This is a genomic window from Yersinia sp. Marseille-Q3913 (assembly GCF_963892745.1).
GTDB classification, from domain to species: Bacteria; Pseudomonadota; Gammaproteobacteria; order Enterobacterales; family Enterobacteriaceae; genus Yersinia; species Yersinia bercovieri.
The window spans coordinates 40,577-66,495 of the sequence record NZ_CAWQAF010000033.1; the positions used below are offsets into that span (position 1 = coordinate 40,577).

Here is a 25,919-nt window from a genome sequence, read left to right on the forward strand (position 1 = left end):
AGAGATCTAACCAGAGCCCCCCTTATTCCCCGTAGCTATTTAGCCGGGAAATAGCGGTATTTCATCAAATCAAGCATAACGCGACCTTAATGGGTCGCGTTTTTTTTCGGGTGAAATAAAGATAGTTGATTGTATTTCATTGTTTATTTTCATATTAAAGCTTTACAGCTTACTTTAATTCATCCAGATACTCTTTCAACCCTGCTTTTGCCTGAATTTGCTTAGATTTAACCAAAATTCGTGCTAGCTCTCTGTTCTCCGTCCCCTCACTTAGTAGTTCAGCAGCGCTCAGGATCAAGTAATCGTCAAAATCCCTCTGAGACCTTGATTTGAGGAACTTCAATAATCGCATCACCGACACGGCCATGGCGGGGACTTTTACCGGCTTATCTTTATTCAGATAGCCATGAAGCGTAGATCGGTTTGTTTGGCATACTTTTGCTAACAATGGGCGTGGTAAGCCCAACTCTTCGACTATCGCGTTGAATTCCTCCGACCGTTGTAACTCTTCTGGTTTCCACACTTTCTCTCTCATCATGAATAAAACTCCGCATCTTTTTTTATAGCAACAGAGTAGCACGCAACCAATTAAGTTCCTATTACGAACAATAAACTCTTATTAGAGATCAATAAATAAAGCATCTTCTGTGGAAAAAAACACATTTCAAAGTTCATAATACGAACCATATCAGATCGTGATACAATCTAATATAGTTATTTATTGATAATTTATAAGTTTGATCTAAAACAAAGTGTGACCTTCATCACGAGTGCAGACTCATTCGCACGAAAAACCCAATAAGTCATCGGAAAGCAATCAATGTCCAATCGCCGCAACAGCCCAATTATTGCAGAGCCTTATGCTGCCAATACATGTGACCCCGCTTTTGAACTCCACACTGTTCGCCGTGGTGCCTCCATCCGCCATCTACTCAAAACGGCAGCGGTCATCATGGCAATCTGCGGCCTGGCACCTGCAATCGCCCATGCTGATGCGGTAGATGACTTTCTGGAGACTGCACATAGAGAAGGAACAAGCCCCCCTGGCGTTCATGCTATGTGGGATGCGCTAACCCCAGACCAACAACATACGGTGATCAACGCAAAACCCTCACTGGTGGAGGAGTTACTCGGACATATGCCAGCTCAACTGGTGGTGCCACAAACAACTCCGGTAGCAAAGGTTGGCACAGCCGCCGCGACATCCCTGCCGCTACCCGTCATACCGGCTAACTTTGCCGCCATTGATGCCAGTCAAAACTCAGCACGGCTAGACGCGCTTCAGTCGCAACAAGATGATGATCGCAAATCCATGAAATCTGGGGTCAGTAATGCGCTGGCCATCTCTGGCCTTCACTATGTCGATACCAATAATAGTATGGCGCTGGGGGCGGGGAGTTATCAGGGCGGCTCGGCTATTGCACTGGGTTATCGCCACAAATTCGCGGAAAACGTTGCAACCACCATTGCGGCTAGTCAGGATAATAACAGCGGGACCGGTGTCGCGGGTTCGTTTGCGGTGGGCTGGTAATTTCCGGTAGCTAGCTCCCTATAACTACAATTCAGGTTTCAATTTATATGATTAATAAACTAGCAGTGTTGGTAAGCGTTGTTTTGTTAGCCGGCTGTTCAAGTCAGGCGGCCAGAATGGCTGATTGTGAATCTAAAGGTATCTCCAAAGATACCTGCTACCTTGCCGAACAGAATCGGCAGGCCAGTATTACCAATGCCGCAGAAGCCGCCGCATTGCAAAATGCGGCAAAACAATATCCGGCCAAACAGTATGCGCAGGCGGCGCATAAAACCGTTAAGACCCATCTGGCGGGATTGGATATTGTGATCAATGCACAGCAGCAGATGTACGTTGATGGCAAACCCGCGCTGATTACCGAACAAAATAAGGATGCGACCGTCTATCAGCAAGGTGTTTTTAACATTATCCATTACACCAGAACACACAAACTCTTTGTGATGCAAAACGGTAAAATCATCGGGAAAGGCAAAGTCTAATCACGGGGGAAATAGTGCGCTGATATTTTGCTCAATATCGCCATGAGCGCGTTATTTCCCCAAATACAATAAAGATTTACTCTATGTGGAGTTGCTGACCCTGCCAGGATAGCTGAGTCACCGCAGATGTCGCGACGCCATCAGTGGTTTCGCCCCCCAGCAGAATCACCCTATTATTATCCTGAATAGAAACACCGTAACCCAGTGGTTGAGGCAATTTACCTGCCAGCTGCCACTGACCATCTACCTGCGCATAGACCCCTTGTTGCCACTGTTTTTTCAGCCCCTTGTGCGCATAAAGTTGACCCGCATTGAACTGTTTCCAGGCACCGGGGAAATTGGCCCCGCCAGCCACCAGCACGGTGTTATGGCTGACACCGGAAAATGCCCCTGCCAATCCCTCTTGCGCGACTCCCTTTTCTGCCCCGATCAAATCGGGCAACTGCTGCCATTTCAGCTCTGCACCCTGCTTCTCCCCTTGCCAAACTGCCGCAGTCCGTAAACCGGGCTTAATTTCACCATTAATTAATATCAGACGATTATTCATGCCAGTGATTGCTGATCCGGCGGTGCCTAAAAATGGCACCTGACCGCCACTTTTCCACTGATTCTTAGTCGGCTCATAAATAAGCACATCACGGTTATAGAAATAATCAGCGGGGGCCTGACCAAAATAGGCATTAATCACTGCGCTCTTCTGCGTTTCATTGCTTCCGGCTGTCGCCAAATCAGCGAAATAACCATCAAAAACTGCTTTATTTACCCCTCCGAACAGCAGCGCCTGAGTGCCATCCAAGGTCGTGACCGCCGTGCCGACTAAGCCACGCGGAGCGCGCGTTGCCAACTGCTGCCATTGATTCGTTGATGGATCAAAGCGGTAGACATCATTCAGCGCACGCACTTGAGTATCACTGGCGCTACTTTTACCCACGCCGCCAAAAACATACAGTTTCCCATCCAGCGCTACCGTGACCGCTTGCTCCCGCGGTTGCCCGGGGAAGTCCGCTATTTTCTGCCAACCGCTGCTGAGGTTATCCGTATCAAGGTGAAACCAGGATTGACCGGCACTGCCCAGACCAATATACAAATGGTTATTCACCCGCGCACCCGTCCCGTTTTTAAAGGGAACAGGCACATCAGGATAGTGCCGGGCGTTGGCCTGCGGCAAGGAGAAGGTCACTAATAGAGTGAGAGCGCTAAACAGTACTACTCTTGCACTCCTTTTTTTCTTATATTGGCGGTATATCTGAGTCATCAGCGGTGTTCCCCATTGATCAATAATTCAGGCGAGAGTCTGTTAGCTAATTGTTGAAAACAAAACTCCACTTTAATTATTAAAATGGATCTTAACTGTCAATCAAGATATTAACCGCGCCGGGTTCTGTCAATATGGATGGCAAGTAACTGTGATAAATAACCCGGTGATGGGGTAGATATTGAGCTGAGATAATCAGCAAAATAGGCCGTGATGTTTCTGTCTGCCTGGCGTCGGGAAGATGTCGGGTTACTGTCGTGGTGATGTCGAACGCGTGCGTGTAGGTTTGCTGGTATACCAACAAACCCCATGGGGAGCTTAATATGAATCTTTATCGTATTCGTGAATTACGGCAGGCTCGCGCCTGGTCACAAGAGCAGTTAGCCGAACTTTGCAGTCTTAATGTGCGCACTATCCAGCGAGTAGAGAGTGGCGAGCAAGCCAGCCTTGAAACCTTAAGTGCCATTGCCGCAGTTTTGGATCTGAAAGTCAGCGAGCTTTACGCCCCCGGAGCCAGCCAGCAACAAGCGGCACCCGCTGATGCCGTTGACCAACGTGTACTTGATGCCCGTGATGCCGTTGACAATGAAATGGCTTTTTTCCGCCAATTACTGCGCGCGGTTATCCTGTGTGCACTCCTGTTTGCCATTAACTGGTTCACCTCACCGGGCTATATGTGGGCATGGTGGGTCGTGCTTGGATTGGGTATCCCATTAGGGTTAAGAGCCATTAATACTTTTTTACTGGGCAATTGGGTCGAGCGCTGGCAGCAAAAGCGCCTGCAAAAGAAGCTACGTAATCTGTGATAACAGGTAAAACTCAAGGGCAGCCCAGAAGTTGCCCTTGAGTGATATAACCCCGCTAAAATCTGAGAGTGGATAATCCTTTTTATGTATCGCCGAAATAATATCGGCACCCTATCAATCAGTATTATCGCTATTAATCATAATATATGAATCTCTAGATTAATTATTAATTTCCAATGCTTATTACTATCTTTAGCTTGGTAATTACCCAATAGACACCCATCGAATTAAACAGACTAAAACATAAACAATCAAAAATCTATTATTATAAAAAGATCTGTTATTTTAAATAGTGACATGTTAGATCTATAGCTTCCTCTTTTTTGCACACAACTTCAAACTGGAGTATTTATGGACGTTACAAATAATCAATTTGAAATAAATTGCACTAAAATGCGAAATGATTTTTCTCACTGTTTTGACTGGGATAATATAGCCATTAATTATGCAATGGTTGATATTAAAAAAAAGAAAATAAATGGAATAACCAGTGATTACGAATGGCATTTATTATGTTGGGAAGATAATTTAGACTTACGTATTAGCGAGCGATTAGCTGCGGGAGTACAATACTGGGAGAACTATTCATCAATATTTTCAGAAACGCTATTTAAATTCAAAAATAAAAAATACAGAGAAAAAGTAGACATGTGCACTTGCCATGGATCAGTATTCGAATTAATTTCTGTAAACTCAACAAAAATATTACCTCCCAAAGATATAATAGCGTTCCTAAAGTTTAAACCTATATTAAGTGACTACACCAATAAATTATGGAAAAAACAGCATCCGCAAGAAACAGCGCTACCACTAAGGGAGGAGATTACACTTGATAAAATCGCAGCCAATAATACGTATAAAGATTCACTTGATTATCACCCCTATATGCGTTTTGGTAATATTCGCTTTACCCGCAAGGAGATCTCGACTATTCGATTTTTACTTTCACATCGACAAATCAAAGAGATTGCTACATTCCACGGTTGCACCGTGACGACTGAGCGAGCCCGCATTCACCATATAAAAGAGAAACTCAATTGTCAGCATCAATCATCTGCCTCGTTATTCAAAGCGCTTAGAGATCATGGGGTAACATTGGCTTGTCTGGACGTTCTTATCAAAACAACACTATAAAACCGTGTGATAGATTGAGGGAATAGGATGAAATGGAAATTCAGATTAGGGGCAGTAGCTGGTAATACATTGGAGTATTATGATATTGCGGTATTTGCAGCAATATCTATGTACCTGAGTGCCGAATTCGCACAGCAAGGGTATCAAAATCCCGAAAGTATCGTCTGGGGTATATTTGCTTTGAGATTTATCACAAGGCCGCTGGGTGGATATATTATTGGCCGTTATGCGGATCAAGCTGGCCGGAAAGCCGCATTAGTCCTCACCAGCTTAATCACCGGGCTGGCGACTCTCTGTATGGCATTATTACCCATCAATACATTGGGCTATTATGCGCCCTTAGTCGTTTTGCTATTACAAATGACATTATCACTTAGCTTTGGTGGTGAAGTGGCCTCGCTAACCACTTACCTTTTCGATGACCCGGCAACTAATGAGCGCGCCAGAATTTGTAGTTTGATTGTGGGTAGTTCTCTTATTGGGGTTCTCGCATCACTGATTATTGTCTATCTACTTGAGCACACTCTTGATTCGGAAACTATGCAAACCGTCGGCTGGCGAATTCCTTTACTGCTTGGTATCGTCAATATCGCCGTGAGTTTTTGGTTTAGGATTAAATTACCCATCCAAGCGACAATAGCTTATAAGCGCCGGGTTAATTGGGTCGATGCCATGCATATATGTTTGATTATGGCTCCGGCCACCACTGTTTTCTATGCACAAAATATGTCAATGTCGATAATACGGGAGTCGCTTCATATAGGTAATTTTAAAAACCTATATGCGATATTTTCCACCGCTCTGTTTTGCCTGTTATTAATGTTAACTGGCTGGCTGGCAGACAGATATGCAAGTGCATCAAAAGTATTTGCATGGGGGGTTTATAGCTTAATAATATTTTCAATGCCCCTCTACTTTCTCTTATCCAGCACCATTTTCGAGTTTGTTCTATTGGCGCAGCTATTTATTAGCGCCAATGCAGCCATGATATTGTGTGGTAACTTATCTGTTATAGCGCAAGTGGCAAAGGGCCACACCGCAACGATGGGAGTTGGCTGTAATATATCAATCAGTTTATTTGGTGGCATGACGCCATTAATTATTGATAGCCTATTACCCTATGGCCTGACTTATGCGGGGATATATATATCACTCTCCGGCTTCGCGCTCCTATTATCATATTGGATTTTTAAAACACGTTATTAGCTGCACCCTATTTGCTTATCTCAGCGCGTTGTCCATGTTTCACTTTCTGTGCGGGCAAAGTTGCAGCCTGCTGGTATTGGCGTATGGTTAATAAGTGTCATAAGCAGCGACTATGATGACCTCATCAGCGTTATTCAATATATTTGATTGGAGCAAAGCGAGATGGCGAAAATTTTAGTACTTTACTACTCCATGTATGGACATATCGAGACACTTGCCGGTGCAATAGCCGAAGGTGCAAAGAAAGTCAGCGGCGTTGAAGTGACGATAAAGCGCGTGCCAGAAACCATGCCTGCCGAGGCTTTCGCCAATGCGGGCGGTAAAACGGGTCAACAAGCGCCGGTGGCCACACCACAAGAGTTAGCCGATTACGATGGCATTATTTTTGGTACACCAACCCGCTTTGGTAATATGGCAGGACAGATGCGCACCTTCCTCGATCAAACCGGAGGCTTATGGGCATCTGGTGCGCTGTTCGGCAAGGTCGCCAGCGTATTCTCCTCAACCGGTACTGGTGGTGGACAAGAACATACCATCACCTCAACCTGGACCACGCTGGCACATCACGGCTTTATTATTGTTCCTATCGGTTATGGCGCTAAAGAGTTATTCGATGTTTCGCAGACTCGCGGTGGCACCCCGTATGGCGCAACTACCATTGCAGGTGGTGATGGCTCCCGTCAACCCAGCGCTGAAGAGCTGGCGATTGCCCGTTTCCAGGGTGAACATGTGGCGAAGATCACGGCCAAGCTGAAGAGCTAAAGGTCATAAAAAAGCACCGTGTGAAAACGGTGCTCAAGGTTATTGATAAAGTCGCCTGAGCGGAGAGAACAAGCAGATCGTAAAGACGCCGTAAAATCATCCCTGATGGCTCGAGCCGCGCCATCCGTGGCGCGGACGCTTTACTCTTCTGCCTGTCCTCACCGTTATCGATCGAGTCGTCGGTGTTTGAAATTAAGTTGCGAGCAGATTTAGGCTTCGAGCAGAGCTTGGGCCAGATAGTGATTGGCATCCACCACACCCGGTAACGTGAAGAAATATCCCCCGCCAATGGGTTTAATGTACTCTTCCAACGCCTCACCGTTCAGCCGCTGTTGTACCGTCAGAAAGGCTTTTTCCAAATCAGATTGGTAGCAGACAAACAGTAACCCCATATCCAATTGCCCCGAATTGGAGACACCCAGCGAGTAGCTGTAGCCACGGCGCAACATCAGGTTACTCTGGGTTTCTGCTGTCCGGGGATTGGCCAGACGAATATGCGAGTCCAACTTAATCACTTTGCCATAGGGATCTTTGCTGAAATCCGGCTCATCGTGCTCATGCACCATCCCCAAGGGCGCGCCACTGTGCTTATCACGGCCAAAAATGGTTTGCTGTTCCTGCAATGGGGTGCGATCCCAAAACTCCACTTTGAAGCGGATAATTCGTGCCGCCTGATAGCTTCCCCCGACTGCCCATGCCGGTTCACCAGCACTCTCCTGCACCCAAACCACTTGCTTGATCAAGGGCTTATCACTGGTTTTTGGATTCGCGGTGCCATCTTTAAAACCCAACAAGTTGATAGGTGTCTCTTTGCCTTGACTGCGCGCCGCATGGGCCGAGATAAAACCCTCGCGCTTCCAGCGGACACTGAGAAGGTCCGGTGAGTGCTTAATGATATCGCGCAGCGCATGGATCACGGTTTCATTGGTATTGGCGCAAATTTGCAGCAATAGATCACCATGACACAGAGCTGCATCCAGTGAATCATTCGGAAAACGTGTCATTCTCTGCAACCGCATTGGTTTTTGCCCCTGCAAGCCAAAGCGCTGGTCAAACAGCGAATCACCGACGGAAACTGTGATAGTCAGATTATCCGGGTAGATTTCTGGCCCCATAATCCCTGAGTCCAGCGGTGGCAATTTGGCATTGACTGATGGCGCATCTCCGCCAGTGGTCAAAAAGGCGATGCGCTCGGTCAACAGTTTGAACAAGCGGGTCAATGCGGCTTTATCCGCTGCCAGCACATCAAACGCCACCAGCATCATTGCCGCCTGTTGTGGGGTTAACACGCCGGATTGATGCTGACCGTAAAAGGGTTGTTTCTGCCAACGTTCATCCTGGGCAGGCGCTACCTCAGGTGCCGGGCAATCCGCCGCACGAGCAGCTTTTGCCCCACCGAGCGCCAGTGCGCCACTCATCACCCCCATCCCTAGCAGTAAACGCCGACGTGACGGCAAGGCCGCCCCGTTATCTTGCTGATACGGCCCCTGTTGTGGGCCGGTTTTCTGGCTCATGGTTAATGCCTCAATCCAGACCTAACACACCACGGAGCTGAGCAAGATCTTCCGCCAGCGCCGTAATTGGCCCTTTCATCGCATTGCGATCGGCATCGGTTAACTTCTCGTAGGACTCATAGCCCTCTTTAGTGCGGTATTTAGCCAATACGCTATCCACGGTTTTGAAGTTGGCATCGATTTTTTGCAGCAGTGGCTTATCGGCTTTTTCCAGCAGTGGCCGCAGCAGATTAACAATTTTCTGTGCGCCATCAACGTTAGCCTGGAAATCCCACAAATCAGTGCGGCTGTAACGATCTTCTTCACCGCTTATTTTGCTGGCCGCAACCTCTTCAATTAATCCCGCCGCCCCGCCAACCACTTTATTCGGCGCAAATGTCAGGCTGGTAATGCGTTTTTGCAGCTCTAAGGTGTCCAGATAGAGTTGGTCGGCAAATTTAGCTGCACCCTTGGTGGTATTGTCGCCAAACAGAATTTTCTCTAAACGGTGGAAACCGGTAAATTTCGGATCAGCGGCTTTCTGCTCAAAGTCATCTTCACGGGCATCAATTCTGCCATCTAGATCAGAGAACAGTTCAGCAATGGGTTCGATGCGCTCGTAATGCTGGCGCGTCGGCGCGTACAATTTACGGGCCAGTGCCAGATCCCCTTTTTTCACCGCATCGGTAAAGGCTTTGGTTTGGGTGACTAACTGGGCAACTTCTTGTGTGACATAGACTTTGTATTCAGCGATCGGCCCAACCAATGCCATAGCATCCGGTTTCACTGCGGTTTCAGCGCCAGCCGCCGTGACGGTCAACTTACCTTTCGGGTTGCTGAGCAAACCGCAGGTCATGTCATATTCACCCGGTTCCAGATTAGCGGTCATCTTTTGGGTAAAACCAGGGGCGATATTTTCCCGCTCCTCAACCACCATGACGCCTTTGAGGATCTCCCACTCCAGACCTTTCTGGCTGACGTTATGGACAATAAACTGAGTTTTACCGGCGGGAATAGTTAGCGCCATTGGCTCACACTGCTTATCATTAACCGTGATTTTAACTTGCGGAATATCAGCAGCTTGTGCGCTGATAGCCACAGCAGGCAGTGCCAGTAAAGCGGCGTGCAGAGCAGTGCGACGGAAGAACCGGTTAGACATGTAATAAATCCCTGAATGATTAGTTAGTTTTCCGCGCAGCAGGTGCGGTTGAGGCCGCCGTGGTGCGTGGTGGGAGGAAAAATAGGATTAATGCCGGAATCAGATAGATAAAGTAGACCGCCACTTCACTGACTGTTGGGGCTTCTTGATAGCCGAACATGCCTTCGAGGAAGGTGCCGAGCAATGAGTGGGTCGAGAGCACATTGGTCAGATCGAACGCGATATCCTGGAAATGGTTCCACAGACCTGCTTCATGGAAGGCTCTGATCGCGCCCGCGGCAAGCCCTGCGGCAACAAACAGAATAAACAGGCTGGTCCATTTGAAGAATTTCGCCAGATGCAACTTAATGCCGCCCCAGTAGATAGCCATACCGACCAGAATGGCGCAGGTCAGCCCCAATATTGCACCGATGGGTGCGCCCATCCCGACATCCTGCTGGAAAGCCGCCAGTAAGAAGAACACCGACTCAAGCCCTTCACGGGCCACGGCAAAGAACACCATTGCCACCAAGGCCCAGCCCTGACTGCGGCCAGAGTTCAGCGCACTATCGATGGCTCCTTCCAAATGCGTTTTCACCGACTTGGATACTTTACGCATCCAGAAAACCATATAGGTTAATATGCAAACTGCCACTACCGCGATAATCCCTTCAAACAGCTCTTGCTGCTTTTGTGGGAACTCACCGGTGGTTTCATTAATAAAGATGCCGATAGCCAGGCAGAGCGCCGCCGCTGTTATCACGCCAATCCAAACTGCCCCCATCCATTGACCGCGTTGAGTACGTTTAAGATAGCTGGCGATCAAACTAACAATCAGCGCGGCCTCCAGCCCTTCACGAAACATAATAAGAAATGGGACGAACATGCCAGAACCCCTGCGGTAGGTATGGGTATAACTTGATGATGACAAGTAGTGTCAATTGGCGTAAAGAAAAGTAAAACTTAAAACGATAGTGATTATCATTCTGTTAAAAAGAAATTCAATAGACGGCGTAAGAATATTGTTAATCAAAGTGTGGCAAATTGTTTCTAAGTGGTTAGATAACAAATAAATTCATCAAGATAGCTATTCATATCACCGTCAAAGGCACACAGGATTTTCTGTAAAAAAAAAGCCCCCAGTAAAAACAGGGGGCCGATGTAAGTAGAGCCAACGTGGTGATTAAACGGTTTTGAACTCAGCTTCAGCATGGTGGAAACGTTCAGTAATCGCATTGCTTGGTGTTTTACCCATCAAGCTCACGACAACAATGGCGATACTGGCAAACACGAAACCTGGGATAATTTCGTACAAGCCCAGCCAGGCGTACTGTTTCCAGACGATAACGGTGATAGCACCAATCAGCATCCCCGCCAACGCGCCATTACGGGTCATCCGTGGCCAGGTCACCGAGATGAGCACCACTGGGCCAAATGCAGCGCCAAAGCCCGCCCATGCATAACTCACCAAACCAAGAACCCGGTTATCGGGGTCCGCTGCCAGCGCAATGGCAATTAATGCCACTAGCAACACCATGGCACGGCCTACCCAAACTAACTCTTTCTGGCTAGCTTTTTTACGCAGGAAGGCTTTATACAGATCTTCTGTCAGCGCGCTGGAGCACACTAGCAGTTGGCAGCTTAACGTACTCATTACCGCCGCCAGGATCGCGGAGAGCAAAATACCCGCAATCCATGGGTTGAACAGCAGTTTGGCTAACTCAATAAATACCCGCTCACCATTTTGGCTCACGTTCCCCGCTTGTTCCGGGTGGTTTTCAAAGTAAGCAATACCAAAGAAGCCCACAGCGATAGTCCCTGCCAGACAGAGGATCATCCAGGTCATACTAATGCGGCGTGCACTACGAATAGTCCGATGGGAGTCTGCCGCCATAAAGCGCGCCAGAATATGTGGCTGGCCGAAATAGCCTAAACCCCAGCCCAACAACGAGAGGATCGCAACCAGATTTAGCCCTTTAAACATATCAATATTGGCTGGGTTTTTCGCCGCAATTACCATCATTGAGGTATCGATGCCACCCACAGCCAGAATAACGATAACCGGCGTTAATATCAGGGCGAAAATCATCAGTGTTGCCTGCACGGTATCGGTCCAACTGACCGCCAGGAAACCACCAATAAAGGTATAAGCGATGGTGGCAGCAGCACCGGCCCACAATGCAGTGCTGTAACTCATGTCAAAGGTGCTTTCGAACAGGCGCGCACCGGCAACAATGCCTGAAGCGCAATAGATGGTAAAGAAGACCAGAATAACCACGGCTGATATCACCCGCAGCAATTTGCTTTTATCTTCAAAGCGGCTGGTGAAATAATCCGGCAGTGTCAGCGCATTATTATTGGCTTCGGTATGCACCCGCAAACGCCCTGCAACCAGCTTCCAGTTAAGGTAAGCACCAATCGTCAAACCAATAGCTATCCAGCTTTCAGAAATACCTGACAGGAAGATTGCACCCGGCAGCCCCATTAATAGCCAGCCACTCATATCGGAAGCGCCGGCAGATAGTGCAGTCACCACACTGCCTAAACTTCGCCCGCCCAGAATGTAGTCATCAAAGTTATTGGTTGCCCGGTAGGCCATAAGGCCAATCAATATCATCCCAAAAATGTAAACTAAAAAAGTCACCAACATCGGTGTATTCATGGTCATGCAACATCTCCATAGTGCGTATTATCGTTTTAATATGTCCCGCTATTTTTAGTTCTTCTCTCTGAGTGCGGCGTCATGTTTATCTCTGGCGGTCGGAACGTGACACTAAGTTGCACCAGGGACGAACGATTAACCTCAGATAAATTATCAGCACAACTATTTGCTAGCAAACCGCTACCTCACGGTGGCTATCCTAGTGGAGGACTTTCTCCGCCCACAACAATTTAAACAATTTATTTACAAAAAATTCACGCCACATCACATTAATCCTTGTTTGGAGTGACACCTTCCATAACAAAATGAGTGACACCTTAGGTAAATGCCCCACAAACCCTATCATTATTAGGGTTAACCATCATGTTACGTAATATTCTCGCCATCTCACCTGCGGATTAATTGTTAAAAACCAGACTAATTTCACAGTTCATTCATCAACCCGATTTAACACGGTTGCACAAAGTTGCAACATGATTGATATTGTCTGAAATAAAATCATAACTCCCCTTATAAAAGGAGCCTGGCAGCATGGCTAGTACCACAATGGGTGTGAAACTCGATGAAGTAACACGCGACCGTATCAAGGCCGCAGCACAGCATATTGACCGCACACCTCACTGGCTGATCAAGCAAGCCATTTTTAACTATTTAGAGCGGCTGGAAAGTGGCAGTGAATTACCTGAGCTACCAACCACACATGCCCCCTCTCAATCCGAAGCGGACGACATTATGCCGCAAGTCGCTGATAGCGCCCACCAGCCATTTTTAGATTTTGCCGAGCAGGTGCTGCCACAATCAGTGGCCCGCGCCGCCATCACCGCCGCTTACCGCCGCCCGGAAACAGAAGCTATCCCCATGCTACTGGCGCAAGCACGTTTGCCCGCTGATTTAGCGCAAGCGACACATTCACTCGCCTACTCCATTGCCGAGAAGCTACGTAATCAAAAAAGTGCCAATGGCCGCGCAGGCATCGTGCAAGGTTTGCTACAGGAGTTCTCCCTCTCTTCGCAAGAGGGCGTGGCATTGATGTGCCTGGCGGAAGCGCTGCTGCGCATTCCCGACAAACCTACGCGTGACGCGCTGATCCGCGATAAAATCAGCAACGGCAACTGGCACTCCCATCTGGGCCGCAGCCCATCGATGTTTGTCAATGCCGCCACCTGGGGCCTGCTATTTACCGGGCATCTGGTCTCTACCCACAATGAAGTCAAACTCTCCAGCTCATTGAACCGCATTATCGGCAAAGGTGGCGAACCCCTGATCCGTAAAGGTGTGGATATGGCGATGCGCCTGATGGGTGAGCAATTTGTCACCGGCGAAACCATTGCCGAGGCATTGGCCAATGCCCGTAAGCTGGAAGATAAAGGGTTCCGCTACTCTTACGATATGTTGGGGGAGGCCGCACTGACGGAAGCAGACGCGCAGGCCTACCTGCTCTCCTACCAGCAGGCGATCCACGCCATTGGTAAAGCCTCGAATGGGCGCGGAATTTATGAAGGGCCGGGGATCTCAATCAAGCTTTCCGCCCTGCACCCCCGCTATAGCCGCGCTCAATACCAGCGGGTGATGGATGAGCTCTACCCGCGATTACTGTCACTCACCCTGCAAGCCCGCCAGTATGACATCGGGATCAACATTGATGCGGAAGAGGCCGATCGTCTGGAAATTTCACTCGATCTGCTGGAAAAACTCTGCTTTGAGCCAAAACTTGCCGGTTGGAATGGTATCGGCTTCGTGATCCAGGCTTACCAGAAGCGCTGCCCGGCAACTATTGATGCTGTGATAGATATGGCTCAGCGTAGCCGCCGCCGACTGATGATTCGTCTGGTCAAAGGGGCTTATTGGGACAGCGAAATTAAGCGCGCCCAAGTGGAGGGCTTAGAGGGTTATCCGGTCTATACCCGCAAAGTGTATACCGATGTCTCTTATCTGGCCTGCGCCCGCAAATTACTGGCGGTGCCTAGCCTGATTTACCCTCAATTTGCAACCCATAACGCCCATACCTTAGCGGCGATTTACCACCTTGCAGGGCAGAATTACTACCCCGGCCAGTATGAGTTCCAATGCCTGCATGGCATGGGTGAACCGCTGTATGAGCAAGTGGTGGGGAGAGTCGCCGACGGCAAACTGAACCGCCCATGCCGTATTTATGCACCGGTAGGCACCCATGAAACCCTACTCGCCTATCTGGTGCGCCGCCTGTTGGAAAACGGGGCGAATACTTCATTTGTGAACCGCATTGCAGACGCCACACTACCGCTGGATGAGCTGGTCGCGGATCCGGTCAGTGCCGTAGAAGCTATTGCGGCAACTGAAGGTCAGCTCGGTTTACCCCATCCACGCATTCCATTACCGCGTGAGTTGTACGGTAAAGAGAGGGCTAATTCCAGCGGATTAGATCTGGCCAACGAACATCGCTTGGCCTCACTCTCCAGCGCCCTGCTCACCAGTGCCAGCCAAGTGTGGCGGGCAGAACCGATCATTGATGCCGAGCTTGATAGTGGCATTGAGCTTGAAAACAACGCATTGCAACCAGTGATCAATCCGGCGGAACCGATGGATATCGTCGGTTACGTGCGCGAAGCAACGGAGGCTGAGGTCAGCCGCGCCTTGGATGCTGCCACCAGTGCGGGGGCTATCTGGTTTGCCACACCACCGGCTGAGCGCGCCGCAATCCTGGTGCGTGCCGCCGAGTTGATGGAAGCTCAGATGCAAACCCTGATGGGGATACTGGTTCGCGAGGCGGGTAAAACCTTCAGTAATGCCATTGCCGAAGTGCGTGAGGCCATTGATTTCCTCCACTATTACGCCGGACTGGTGCGAGATAATTTCGCCAATGACAGTCACCGCCCACTAGGCCCGGTGGTCTGTATCAGCCCGTGGAACTTCCCGCTGGCTATCTTTACCGGTCAGGTCGCCGCTGCACTGGCCGCCGGTAACAGTGTGTTAGCGAAACCCGCGGAACAGACGCCGCTGATTGCCGCGCAGGCGGTACGTATCTTGTTGGAAGCCGGTATTCCTCAGGGTGTTTTGCAACTGTTGCCGGGCCAGGGTGATAGTGTCGGGGCAGCACTGGTAAATGATGACCGCGTACGCGGCGTGATGTTTACCGGCTCCACTGAAGTGGCGGCCATTTTGCAACGCAGCATTGCAGGCCGACTCGACCCACAAGGCCGTCCAACGCCGTTGGTTGCCGAAACCGGTGGCCTCAATGCCATGATAGTCGACTCGTCAGCACTCACCGAACAGGTGGTGACTGATGTGGTGGCCTCCGCTTTCGACAGTGCCGGGCAACGCTGCTCTGCCCTGCGTATTCTCTGTGTTCAGGATGATGTTGCTGAGCATACGTTGCAGATGTTGCGTGGCGCGATGGCTGAATGTCGCATGGGCAATCCAGAGCGCCTCTCTACCGATATAGGGCCAGTGATTGATGCCGACGCCAAAGCTAATATTGAGCGCCATATTCAAGTAATGCGCGCCAAAGGGCGTAAGGTTTACCAAGCGGCGCGCGCCAACACGCAGGATGAACAAGAGTGGCAACGCGGCACATTTATCAAGCCGACACTGATCGAGCTGGAGAGCTTTGATGAGCTGCAAAAAGAGATTTTCGGGCCGGTGCTGCATGTCGTGCGCTTCCAGCGCCAGAACCTCAGTACGCTAATCGATCAAATAAATGCATCGGGTTATGGTTTAACTTTAGGTATTCATACCCGTATTGATGAAACCATTGCCCATGTCACTGAAAAAGCCAAAGTGGGCAACCTCTACGTTAACCGCAATATGGTCGGGGCCGTAGTGGGTGTCCAACCTTTCGGTGGTGAGGGGCTATCCGGAACCGGGCCGAAAGCCGGCGGGCCACTCTACTTATATCGTCTGCTGTCCCATCGGCCAGAAGATGCGGTGATTAACACACTGGCGCAGCAGGATAGTGAGTCGGCCCCCAATATCGCTGGCCGTGAAACATTGCAAACTGCCCATCAGGCACTGATCAAGTGGATGGGCGAACAGCAGCGGGGTGAGTTGCTCTCGTTGGCACAGCGCTATGGCGAACTGGCGCAAGGGGGCACTGTCCGCTTGCTACCGGGGCCGACCGGTGAACGCAACACCTATGCCCTGCTCCCCCGTGAGCGTGTTCTCTGCCTGGCGGATAATGAAGCGGATACACTGCTGCAACTGGCTGCCGTATTGGCCGTCGGCAGTGAGGTTTTATGGTCGGGAAATGGCGTACAAAAAGATCTGTTGCGCAAATTACCTGCGGTAGTGCAAGCGCGCATTACCCTCACCGACAATTGGCAAACGGCGAATATCACCTTTGATGCCGCCATCTACCATGGCGATGCCGATCAGCTACGCACGGTCTGCGAGCAGATCGCGCAAATCGATGGGCCGATTGTCTCGGTGCAAGGCTTTGCCCGTGGTGAAACGAATATCTTGCTCGAGCGCCTGTTAATTGAGCACTCCCTCAGTGTCAATACCGCAGCGGCGGGCGGTAATGCCAGTCTGATGACTATCGGCTAGTTTTGCAGATTAGCGGTTTGGCAAATTCCGCATTGCAATCATCCGCCATCGAGGCCCTCCGGGGCCTCTATTTTTTGTCTCGCCAGTAGCATGGTTTGTGGCTAACTCTTCGAGATGGCTCGCATCACATAATGCAAATCCGCAACAAAACCATTTTCTTCTGGCACCATCGCGCAGCCTTCATTTGACATCCTTGTGCTCTTGGTTGCCATTAACCCATTATTAATTCAAGCAAATGACTGAGATGTTTGCGGCCCTAGCTTTCTTCTGAGTGAAGATATTGTGTACAACAACCTACAGAGGTGATTATTATACTCATGGCTGATAAGAAAATTGTCGATGAACTTCATAAAATTGCTAATCGGCGCGGTAATGGTCAATTACGTCGTGAGATATGGGCTGACCAGTACGGTGTTGTTACCCGCTATAATTTAGCCTATATCAACCATCGATTATCGCGGGGTGATAATGGCCGGGTAATCGGTTATGACAATTCCCATGGTTTTCATCATCGTCACTACCTGGGCGGAGTTGAAGCGGTTGATTTTATCAGTTTTGAACAGATAGAGGATTGCTTTCAAAAGGATTGGACTTCACTAAGGAGAAATTAATGGACAAGCTATTCATCAAAACAGCAACGGAAGATGAGTTTTTCAAGCGAGGCAAACAGCTCGCGGCCTTGGCTGATGCAGGGAAAGCACTACCCGAGGAGCACACAATTACCTTCGAAGACCCATTGGAGATGGTGCGGGTATTAAGTGCTGCACGTATCCTGTTGCTGCGGACAGTAAAGATGTATCCCGGTTCTATCACCTCCCTTTCAGCACGGCTAAAAAGAGATCGCAGTGCAGTTACCCGCGATGTCGCTATTCTGAAAAAAGCCGGATTGGTCACCGTTGAACAAAAAGTATTGCCCGGTCATGGGCGGATGAAAGAAGTTAAAACCACCGCCCACCGCCTTAAACTCGAGGCATTCCTGTAAGGCGGACCGATAAAACGGGGGGCAATAGACAGCCCCCTTATTTCACTTTGCTTATCTCACTAATATCTAGCCGAATTAGTGATTATTCAAAAACTTATCGAGGAACTGCCGAGTCCGCTCATGTTGCGGATGGGCAAACAACTCTTTTGCTGGCCCTTGCTCAACAATCCGTCCGTGAACCATAAAAATCGCCCTGTCTGCTACATCGCGGGCAAAACTCATTTCATGGGTCACGATAACCATGGTGCGTTTTTCCTCTGCCAGTGCGCGGATCGTATTTAAGACCTCACCGACCAGTTCCGGATCCAACGCAGAGGTCGGCTCATCAAACAAAATAACCTGTGGTTGCATCGCCAACGCCCGTGCTATAGCAACCCGTTGCTGCTGCCCACCAGATAAGCGCCGTGGGTAAGCATCTTCCTTGCCGCTCAAGCCCACTTTTGCCAGCAACTCACGAGCGCGTTTCTCCGCCACAGCCCGTTTTTCACCTTTGACAATAACCGGCCCTTCAATAATGTTCTCCAGCACCGAACGATGCGGAAACAAATTGAAGCTCTGAAAAACGAACCCGACTTGTTGGCGTAGCGCACGTACCTGGCGCTGCTGCTTGCTAATCGGTATGCTGCCATCAATCTCAATATCACCAACCCGAATCATCCCCGAATCGGGGATCTCCAGCAGATTAATACTGCGCAATAAGGTGGTCTTTCCTGAACCGCTTGGGCCAATGATCGCGACAACTTCACCGCTATTCACCTCAAGATCGATACCGTGCAGCACCTGTTGACCTTTAAACTGTTTGGTCAGTTTTTTAACGTCGATGGTACTCATGGCTACTCCTGATCCTGACGATTAACGTGGGCTTCCAACCGATTTTGTAGCGCTGACAGCAATGTCGCCATAATCCAGTAAATCAATGACGCCGCCAGATACATAGTGAAAACTTCTAATGTGCGGGAAGTCACCAATTGCGCCTGACGGAAAAGTTCGGGAACTTGTATCGTAGCCGCCAGTGACGTGTCCTTGACCAAACCGATGAAACTGTTACCCAGTGGCGGCAAAGCCGTGCGCCCGGCTTGTGGCAATATCACCCGATAAAGTGTCTGCCAGCGTGTCATCCCAATACTGGCTGCGGCTTCCCACTGCCCTTTCTCAATCGATGAGATAGCCGCGCGCAATGTTTCTGACGTATAAGCTGCGGTGTTAAGTGATAGACCGATCAAGGCCGCAGGCATTGGGTCTAGCTCAATACCAAACTGTGGTAAACCGTAATAGATCATAAACAGTTGGGCGATTAAGGGGGTGCCACGAAAAATCGAGACATAAAAACGCGATAGGAGTGAAAACGGCAAGAAGCTCGATAACCGCATCATTGCCAACATAAAACCTAGCGCCAGGCCAAAAAACATCCCCCCCAGACTCAGCTGGAGGGTAAACCAGGCACCTTTCAATAAAAATGGTGCTGAATCCAGCACCAATTGAATACTTTCATGCATTATTTAGTTACATCCGCACCAAAATACTTCTCAGAGATCTTGGCCAATGTACCGTCTTTTTGCATCTCAGCGATGGCCTGATTGATTGCAGCTAACAATTCAGGGTTATTTTTACGTAGCGCAACACCTGACTCCTGACGAGCAAACGCCGGGCCTGCAACCGCCAGTGTATTGTTGGTTTTCTTCACCAAATCCAGTGCCGCCAAACGGTCAACCAAGATGGCATCTGTACGGCCAACACGCAGATCTTGATATTTTGTTGGGTCATCATCATAAGTGCGAATATCAACGCCTTTCAGGTTTTCACGCAACCACTGCTCGTAGTTACTACCCAACCCGACACCCACTTTTTTGCCTTCCAAATCTTCAGGCTTGTTGAAGTTGCCTTCATTGCCTTTTTTGGTCAACACCTGAATACCGGAAACCGTATAAGGGGTTGAGAAATCATATTTTTTCTTACGTTCATCTGAAATGGTGACCTGATTGATCGCCACATCAATTCGCTTAGATTCCAGCGAAGCCAGCATACCATCCCATTTTGTCGGGGTGATCTTTGCTTTGATGCCCATATGCTCAGCCAGAGCATTGGCAAAATCCACTTCGAAACCGGTGAGTTTGCCATCTTCACCCTGGAAGCTGAATGGCGGGTAAGTGCCCTCTAGCCCAACAATCAGGGTGCCTCGCTCCTTAACCTGATTCAGCAGATCACCCGCCGCGTAAGACTTCACATTCAAACCGGTTGCCAGTGCCACCGCAACCATACCCAGAACGACTCGACGACGTACAATTGAAAAACCCATAAATACCCCGACTGTTATGTTTATTTTTGATATTCAACACTTTATCAGTGCTATTAATGAAACAAAGGAATATAAACTAATAACCATAGCTACAAATGGAATAAGCAATAACCAAAGGTCACACCCGCGGATGATAGGCAAAAAGTGCCGGTGCGCCGCCGGTATGAATAAATAGAATTGGACCATCATCGCGAAACTTTTTCAGTGCCAAACCATCAAGTAAGCCCGCCATCGCCTTACCGGTATAAACCGGATCCAACAACACCCCTTCTAGCCTTGCCAACAGCGCAATCGCGGCTAGCCCCTCTTCATTTGGCATACCATATTGCGGGCCGAAATAGTCATCCCACAAAGTAATCTCTGCCTGCGGGACGGTGATAGCCAAGGATGAAGCCAGTTCTTGTTGAATATGTGTCACCTTTGGTCGCTGCTCATCGGCTTTACGCGAAACCGTGACACCAATCAATTCAGCATCCGGCAACAATTGCTGCAAACCAACCGCCAGCCCGGCATGAGTGCCCGCGCTACCTGAGGCCACAACGACCGAGCTAAAAGCAACATTTCCCGCCGATTGCGCGGCAATTTCCAATGCACATTGCACATAACCCAGCGCACCCAGGGCATTAGAACCGCCAACGGGCACCACATAGGGGCGAAAACCTTGCGCTTCGAGTCGGGTCGCTAACTCAGCCAATTGCTGATTAGGTGCATGTAATCCGTCACACATCACCACCTCAACATTAAACAAGTCCAATAGCAATCGATTGCCATTGGTCAGATAATTTTCCTGCGATGTGTCGATGGGATTCTCAAGCAGCGCCACACAATGCAGCCCAAGTTTTGCCGCCACTGCCGCGGTTTGGCGCACATGATTCGACTGAATCGCACCCGCGGTAACCAATGTGTCCGCTCCCTGATGCAATGCATCAGCCGCCAGAAACTCAAGCTTACGCAGCTTATTACCGCCTAAAGCCAGCGGCGTGACATCATCACGTTTAATATAAATTTCACGTCCCAGATAATCGGACAGTCGGGATAGCTTTTCTAATGGCGTGGCATTGCCGACCAGATCCAGACGTGGAAATTGCGCCAGTTTGTGTTGAAACGTCACGGGTCCCCCAGGGAGTTAATATTTTAGGACAATTATTACCCAAAATAGTTAAAGTTTCAGAGCAGCACAAGCAGCCAATACCCTGCAACTTCAACTATCAGGGGCACATAGATTTATCAGATGTAACATTAATAATCACTGATTTTATTATAGATGTCAGTAATCGATAACGCAGGGGAATAACTTAATTTGCAGGATAAATAGGCTATAGCCAATAGATTTCAAAAGGGCAGGAAAGCGGGAAAAAATAGATTTTAACGAGCTTACGCCCGAAAGTCATTCGCGTTAGAGAGAGCAATCACCGTGGATATAGCTTGAAAAATGGCAGAAATAGAAACTAAAACGCCCGGCTAAGGTGGACCTCGTCGGGCGTAGCGTCACTACAGATAATAACTTGATATTTTTGCGTTATATCATCAGTGATGACGGTGAAAATAGAGAGTTTTCTCAACTCCTAATGGCTCTCACGGCAGAAATTAGTAACTCTTTTGCCACGCCAAATACTGATCATACTTACGCAAAGCAATGCGATAATTGTTATGTGCTGCATTTGGCAGCTCATCAATAATGCGTTGATGCATAGTCTCACTGGCGAATTTCTCTGCCGGATAATTAGTAGCAACCAACATTTCATCCAAGCGACGCAAGCGCACGACATATTCGCGAACCGTGCTATGGCTCATCTCTGTTTGTTCAAATAAGTACTGCTTGAACGCCATAATATCAAAATAGCCCGGCGTACTGTTGCAATATATCTCGCTGCAAAAACGGCACAATGCGGTTAATTCATGCTGAAGTTTTGACCACACTTGATCATCGATCGGCTGATCCATACCGGCGATCGCTTCTTTATTAATGATTTGTCCGCGAAAAACCAACGCCATACGATCAAGTTGCTTATTACAATGTGAGCAATGAGTTTGGCCGTGCTTATAATCTTTTAAATAACGGCTCAGCGGCCGCTTTTTTAGCTGAAGTCCTGGCATAAGAAGACCTGCATTAATAAAGTTAAACACTGTGATATCACTGAGCGAAAGTGAATTAAGAGTCGTTATTCAGACGGGCGCGTAAGCGTTTTATCGCCTGGCTATGAAGCTGACTGACACGGGACTCCCCGACTTCAAGCACTGCTCCTATCTCTTTCAGGTTCAGCTCTTCCTGGTAATACAGCGTCAACACCATCTTTTCGCGTTCCGGCAATGCCTCGATCGCTTCAATCACGCGTTGCCGCAGATTTCCTTCCAATAAATGTTGCAACGGATTGGCATCTTCATGCCCTTCCAGCAAGGGTTCGACACTTTCGCCATGCTCCTCCCGCCATTCGTCATAGGAGAAAAGTTGGCTATTGTTGGTATCCAACAGGATCTGGCGATACTCCGCCAAATCAATATCAAGAATTTTCGCCACCTCCTGCTCAGTGGCAGGACGCCCAACACGTTGTTCAACCTGCTGCATAGCACTGGCGACCTCGCGGGCATTACGTCGCACACTGCGTGGTGCCCAATCTCGGCTGCGCAGTTCATCCAACATCGCGCCACGGATACGCTGCACCGCATAAGTGGTAAACGCAGTTCCTTGCAAAGCGTCGTAACGCTCGACAGCATTCAGCAGACCAATACCCCCAGCCTGCAACAAATCGTCCAACTCCACACTAGCTGGCAGGCGAACCTGCAAACGCAGTGCTTCATGGCGAACCAGAGGAACATAGCGTTGCCAGAGGGAATTTTTATCGATCACGCCTTCGGCGGTATACAAATCGCTCACTAGACAGGCACCTAAGGGTAAGAGAGTCGTACCATTATCCTGTCAGGCCAGTCAGACAATCGCCGGAATAGACCTATAAAAAGGCGGCTATTTGACTTATGCCCCACGTTATAAGCTTTGATGCCTCTTTTTTATCGACTTAATTCTGTATTTATCCGCATAATTTTTTGTATTTATTGTTTTACGCGCTATATCAGTAGTTGCAGCGAAGAGAGATCGTCATTCACTTTGACTTTATCAATTTCCTCAATGAACATCGTTGTAACGCTAGTACTATGTTGGCTAAATGCATGATAGGAGTAGAAGATATCGATAATGACATCTTCAGTTAACTGTTTGTTATTTTTTACATAAACGCTGATCAGCGATCGTATAAAGAAAAAATCAACAACAATTAAATAAAATTGTTTCAATAGCGAAAACTCATCATGTATTGCAAATTGGTTATGGTGTAATCGATAAAGAAAATAGTTGCGAAGAATATGCGGGTTATCGCTAAAGAATGGGCCTGCATCCTCACACCAGACTCGACTTAATTCTTTCATTTTATCGGCGACAAGCTCAACATCAAAACCCACAACTATATGATCAAGGAGCGGATTCAGGTAATTAAACATGGTTTCCCGCCCTCTGGATTCAGGCGTCTTCGTCATGAAATTTTGTAATCTTATGAGCAACTGCCATTGTAGCTCTGCATTGAAAGTGAGCTTACCCAAACAATCTAAAATCTCATTGGATTCAAATTGTTGCAATAGTCCTTCATAACCAGATTCCATATATGGCAGCTTAGTATTAATATCGCCCTCTAGCTTTTGATAGAAAAGCAAAAAGGACGCAATTGCATAAAGATTTTCTTCTATTTTAGGTTGATCGGACATCAATAAGTTAGCACAGAACAGATTTATTAACTGCCCCTCTATATTTAGTTCAGGTGCTTGAAAAAAACTTTTCAGCTCAATCACCTGGGTATTCATATTTAACCCATCAGGATTAAACAATACCTGCCGTGCCGCTTCAGGACACGAGATATTCAGGCTCTTTCGTTTTTCAGTTTTATATATATGCTCAGAACGTGGATATACGGTACATGTATCACTTAATGCATCTTTACCTAAGCGCTTATAAATACCGCAGAGCTGATCGACATCTAAATAGGGGCAGTTACCCTGTTCAGTCAATTTAATTGCTGCCCAATTAGCGGAACTGGTTCGAGTAACAGCAATATTCGTGACCGCAATTCGCTTAATATCAGGATTATGACTTTTGGCGTACTTCCGATAGGTCTCTTTATCCAGAGAGATAGTCCAGCGTTTACAGCAGTGATCGCGACAGGATGCACCAATGCAACTGAAGTTCTCAACATAAACGGGTTGAACTACGGTAAGTTCTTTCACAAGCAAACCTCAATATTAACCATAAATCCAATTCTTTATGCTAAGTGAATTAATCTGTCACAATAATTAACTTAGAATAATAAGGCGGCACAATATGCCGCCTTTTTTATATAACTCGGTATATCAATTAACGCAGCAGAGACAGAACAGTTTGTGGAACCTGATTAGCCTGTGCCAATACTGAAGTACCTGCTTGCTGAAGGATCTGAGCACGGCTCATGTTGGACACTTCAGTTGCATAGTCAGCATCCTGGATACGGCTTTGTGCAGCAGTCAGGTTGTTAACAGTGTTGTTCAGGTTAGTTACAGTAGATTGGAAACGGTTTTGTACTGCACCCAGGGAGCTACGTTGAACGTCGATATCAGAAATCGCTGCATCCAGTGCTTTCAACGGATCGTTAGTAGCGCCAGTGGTCAGTTTTTTCAAGCTCAGGTTAGCAGTGTCAATTGAAATCGCTGCAGTGGCTGCTGTTGTAGTGGTATCAGCTGTTTGTGGGTCAACAGCGATATAGAATGACTTAGTTGCACCAGAAGCGATGTCGAAACCATTGGCTTTCAGGTTGTTAGCTTCAGTGGCATCAGCCGCTTTGATATCAACTTTAGTGAACCAGTTACCTGCGCTGTCTTTGGTTGGTGCAGCAGCAACAGTCACACTCGCCTTAGCAACACCCAGACGGCCGGCCAAGGCACCATCAGTGGTCTCTGCTGAAGTTGCAGCAGTCATTGCAGTGGTAGCGCCGAAGGCTTTTTGGAAATCAGCAGTTGCTAAAGCAGCAGTTGCACCACCTTTAGGACCGGTTACGTTGAAGCCTTCCAGATTCAGGGTCTTAGAGGTTACTTCTTTCAGGCTGATATCGATAGTTTCGTTATCGTTAGCACCCACCTGGATAGACATTTTGGTGTCTGAGCTCAGAACTTTCACGCCGTTGAACTGAGTTTGAGCAGATACGCGGTCGATTTCATCCATACGCAATTGAATTTCGTCTTGGATTGAAGAGAGGTCGCTGGTAGAGTTGCTGCCGGTGGATGCCTGAACAGTCAGTTCACGCACACGTTGTAAGTTGTTGTTGATTTCGTTCAACGCGCCTTCAGTAGTCTGTGCAACAGAGATACCGTCGTTAGCGTTACGAGCAGCCTGAGTCAGGCCTCTGATGTTAGAAGTGAAACGGTTAGCGATTGCCTGACCCGCAGCATCGTCTTTCGCACTGTTGATACGCAGACCAGAAGACAAACGCTCAATGGCTGAGCCTAAAGCAGACTGGGATTTGGTCATGTTGTTCTGAGTATTCAGAGACAGGATGTTAGTATTAATTACTGACATAGTGAATTCCTTAAATGCTATTGGGTTATGATTTGGGCTTACTGCCCACGGCTTCATCACCGTC

24 protein-coding genes are annotated in these 25,919 nt (G+C 48.3%); 9 read left to right on the top strand and 15 right to left on the bottom strand.

Features of this window, described 5'->3' with window-relative positions; all coding sequences use genetic code 11:
• Positions 1 to 169 precede the first annotated feature (169 nt).
• Complete coding sequence (locus AACW11_RS13590; RefSeq protein WP_212584441.1) at positions 170 to 538, bottom strand: hypothetical protein; 369 nt, start codon at positions 536 to 538, stop codon at positions 170 to 172.
• A 282-nt stretch (positions 539 to 820) separates the two neighbouring features.
• Here AACW11_RS13590 and AACW11_RS13595 point away from each other — a divergent pair, with 282 nt between their 5' ends.
• Together AACW11_RS13595 and AACW11_RS13600 are read left to right on the top strand one after the other, a co-directional pair.
• Positions 821 to 1,531 (top strand): YadA C-terminal domain-containing protein, encoded by a 711-nt coding sequence (locus AACW11_RS13595; RefSeq protein ID WP_212584442.1) that lies wholly within the window; start codon positions 821 to 823, stop codon positions 1,529 to 1,531.
• Between the two features lie 47 nt (positions 1,532 to 1,578).
• Positions 1,579 to 2,010: a hypothetical protein gene (locus tag AACW11_RS13600; protein ID WP_212584443.1), complete on the top strand. Its 432-nt coding sequence runs from the start codon at positions 1,579 to 1,581 to the stop codon at positions 2,008 to 2,010.
• Between the two features lie 76 nt (positions 2,011 to 2,086).
• Here the strand turns inward: AACW11_RS13600 and AACW11_RS13605 are convergent, their stop codons facing one another.
• Positions 2,087 to 3,265 (bottom strand): N-acetylneuraminate epimerase, encoded by a 1,179-nt coding sequence (locus tag AACW11_RS13605; protein ID WP_212584444.1) that lies wholly within the window; start codon positions 3,263 to 3,265, stop codon positions 2,087 to 2,089.
• A 323-nt stretch (positions 3,266 to 3,588) separates the two neighbouring features.
• On the opposite strand from AACW11_RS13605, the gene AACW11_RS13610 reads away from it, so the two are divergent.
• The 4 genes from AACW11_RS13610 (at position 3,589) to wrbA (ending at position 7,173) form a co-directional block, all read left to right on the top strand.
• Entirely contained in the window at positions 3,589 to 4,071 is a 483-nt protein-coding gene (locus AACW11_RS13610) for a helix-turn-helix domain-containing protein (RefSeq protein WP_212584445.1), read from the top strand.
• A 351-nt stretch (positions 4,072 to 4,422) separates the two neighbouring features.
• On the top strand, positions 4,423 to 5,205 hold the full coding sequence (locus tag AACW11_RS13615; protein ID WP_212584446.1) for a helix-turn-helix transcriptional regulator: 783 nt from the start codon (positions 4,423 to 4,425) through the stop codon (positions 5,203 to 5,205).
• Positions 5,206 to 5,232: 27 nt separating this feature from the next.
• The gene (locus AACW11_RS13620) at positions 5,233 to 6,411 is read left to right on the top strand and encodes an MFS transporter (protein ID WP_212584447.1); all 1,179 of its coding nucleotides are present in this window, start codon (positions 5,233 to 5,235) and stop codon (positions 6,409 to 6,411) included.
• Between the two features lie 162 nt (positions 6,412 to 6,573).
• Complete coding sequence (wrbA, locus tag AACW11_RS13625; RefSeq protein ID WP_212584448.1) at positions 6,574 to 7,173, top strand: NAD(P)H:quinone oxidoreductase; 600 nt, start codon at positions 6,574 to 6,576, stop codon at positions 7,171 to 7,173.
• Here wrbA and AACW11_RS13630 read toward each other — a convergent pair.
• The 5 genes from AACW11_RS13630 to putP all read right to left on the bottom strand — a co-directional run bounded on the left by AACW11_RS13630 (position 7,170) and on the right by putP (position 12,472).
• Positions 7,170 to 7,280: a gluconate 5-dehydrogenase gene (locus AACW11_RS13630; protein ID WP_212584589.1), complete on the bottom strand. Its 111-nt coding sequence runs from the start codon at positions 7,278 to 7,280 to the stop codon at positions 7,170 to 7,172. The genes wrbA and AACW11_RS13630 overlap by 4 nt on opposite strands.
• A gap of 102 nt (positions 7,281 to 7,382) precedes the next feature.
• The gene (gene efeB, locus AACW11_RS13635) at positions 7,383 to 8,687 is read right to left on the bottom strand and encodes an iron uptake transporter deferrochelatase/peroxidase subunit (RefSeq protein WP_212584449.1); all 1,305 of its coding nucleotides are present in this window, start codon (positions 8,685 to 8,687) and stop codon (positions 7,383 to 7,385) included.
• 10 nt (positions 8,688 to 8,697) lie between these two features.
• Positions 8,698 to 9,825, bottom strand: coding sequence for an iron uptake system protein EfeO (efeO, locus tag AACW11_RS13640; RefSeq protein WP_212584450.1), 1,128 nt, complete (start codon positions 9,823 to 9,825; stop codon positions 8,698 to 8,700).
• 19 nt (positions 9,826 to 9,844) lie between these two features.
• The gene (gene efeU / locus AACW11_RS13645) at positions 9,845 to 10,690 is read right to left on the bottom strand and encodes an iron uptake transporter permease EfeU (RefSeq protein WP_212584451.1); all 846 of its coding nucleotides are present in this window, start codon (positions 10,688 to 10,690) and stop codon (positions 9,845 to 9,847) included.
• A 297-nt stretch (positions 10,691 to 10,987) separates the two neighbouring features.
• Entirely contained in the window at positions 10,988 to 12,472 is a 1,485-nt protein-coding gene (gene putP, locus AACW11_RS13650; protein ID WP_212584452.1) for a sodium/proline symporter PutP, read from the bottom strand.
• Positions 12,473 to 12,997: 525 nt separating this feature from the next.
• Between putP and putA the strand changes: the two genes are divergently transcribed.
• From putA to AACW11_RS13665, 3 genes are all read left to right on the top strand, one after another.
• Complete coding sequence (gene putA, locus AACW11_RS13655) at positions 12,998 to 16,987, top strand: trifunctional transcriptional regulator/proline dehydrogenase/L-glutamate gamma-semialdehyde dehydrogenase (protein ID WP_212584453.1); 3,990 nt, start codon at positions 12,998 to 13,000, stop codon at positions 16,985 to 16,987.
• A 317-nt stretch (positions 16,988 to 17,304) separates the two neighbouring features.
• Positions 17,305 to 17,598 carry a toxin-antitoxin system TumE family protein gene (locus tag AACW11_RS13660; RefSeq protein WP_212584454.1) on the top strand — a complete coding sequence of 98 codons (294 nt, stop codon included), beginning with the start codon at positions 17,305 to 17,307 and terminating at the stop codon, positions 17,596 to 17,598.
• Positions 17,598 to 17,969 (top strand): HVO_A0114 family putative DNA-binding protein, encoded by a 372-nt coding sequence (locus tag AACW11_RS13665; RefSeq protein WP_212584455.1) that lies wholly within the window; start codon positions 17,598 to 17,600, stop codon positions 17,967 to 17,969. Before AACW11_RS13660 ends, AACW11_RS13665 begins: the two co-directional genes overlap by 1 nt.
• A 75-nt stretch (positions 17,970 to 18,044) precedes the next feature.
• Here AACW11_RS13665 and tcyN read toward each other — a convergent pair whose 3' ends face one another.
• The 8 genes from tcyN to AACW11_RS13705 all read right to left on the bottom strand — a co-directional run bounded on the left by tcyN (position 18,045) and on the right by AACW11_RS13705 (position 25,855).
• Positions 18,045 to 18,800: an L-cystine ABC transporter ATP-binding protein TcyN gene (gene tcyN / locus AACW11_RS13670; protein WP_212584456.1), complete on the bottom strand. Its 756-nt coding sequence runs from the start codon at positions 18,798 to 18,800 to the stop codon at positions 18,045 to 18,047.
• 2 nt (positions 18,801 to 18,802) lie between these two features.
• Positions 18,803 to 19,465: a cystine ABC transporter permease gene (gene tcyL / locus AACW11_RS13675; RefSeq protein WP_032815174.1), complete on the bottom strand. Its 663-nt coding sequence runs from the start codon at positions 19,463 to 19,465 to the stop codon at positions 18,803 to 18,805.
• The gene (gene tcyJ / locus AACW11_RS13680; protein ID WP_212584457.1) at positions 19,465 to 20,265 is read right to left on the bottom strand and encodes a cystine ABC transporter substrate-binding protein; all 801 of its coding nucleotides are present in this window, start codon (positions 20,263 to 20,265) and stop codon (positions 19,465 to 19,467) included. Before tcyJ ends, tcyL begins: the two co-directional genes overlap by 1 nt.
• A 118-nt stretch (positions 20,266 to 20,383) precedes the next feature.
• Positions 20,384 to 21,376 (bottom strand): D-cysteine desulfhydrase, encoded by a 993-nt coding sequence (locus AACW11_RS13685; protein WP_212584458.1) that lies wholly within the window; start codon positions 21,374 to 21,376, stop codon positions 20,384 to 20,386.
• A 476-nt stretch (positions 21,377 to 21,852) separates the two neighbouring features.
• On the bottom strand, positions 21,853 to 22,362 hold the full coding sequence (gene fliZ / locus AACW11_RS13690) for a flagella biosynthesis regulatory protein FliZ (RefSeq protein ID WP_005275602.1): 510 nt from the start codon (positions 22,360 to 22,362) through the stop codon (positions 21,853 to 21,855).
• A 55-nt stretch (positions 22,363 to 22,417) separates the two neighbouring features.
• On the bottom strand, positions 22,418 to 23,140 hold the full coding sequence (locus AACW11_RS13695) for an RNA polymerase sigma factor FliA (RefSeq protein ID WP_005275605.1): 723 nt from the start codon (positions 23,138 to 23,140) through the stop codon (positions 22,418 to 22,420).
• Positions 23,141 to 23,328: 188 nt separating this feature from the next.
• Complete coding sequence (gene fliB / locus AACW11_RS13700) at positions 23,329 to 24,534, bottom strand: flagellin lysine-N-methylase (RefSeq protein WP_212584459.1); 1,206 nt, start codon at positions 24,532 to 24,534, stop codon at positions 23,329 to 23,331.
• 127 nt (positions 24,535 to 24,661) lie between these two features.
• Complete coding sequence (locus AACW11_RS13705; protein WP_212584460.1) at positions 24,662 to 25,855, bottom strand: FliC/FljB family flagellin; 1,194 nt, start codon at positions 25,853 to 25,855, stop codon at positions 24,662 to 24,664.
• Positions 25,856 to 25,919 lie beyond the last annotated feature (64 nt).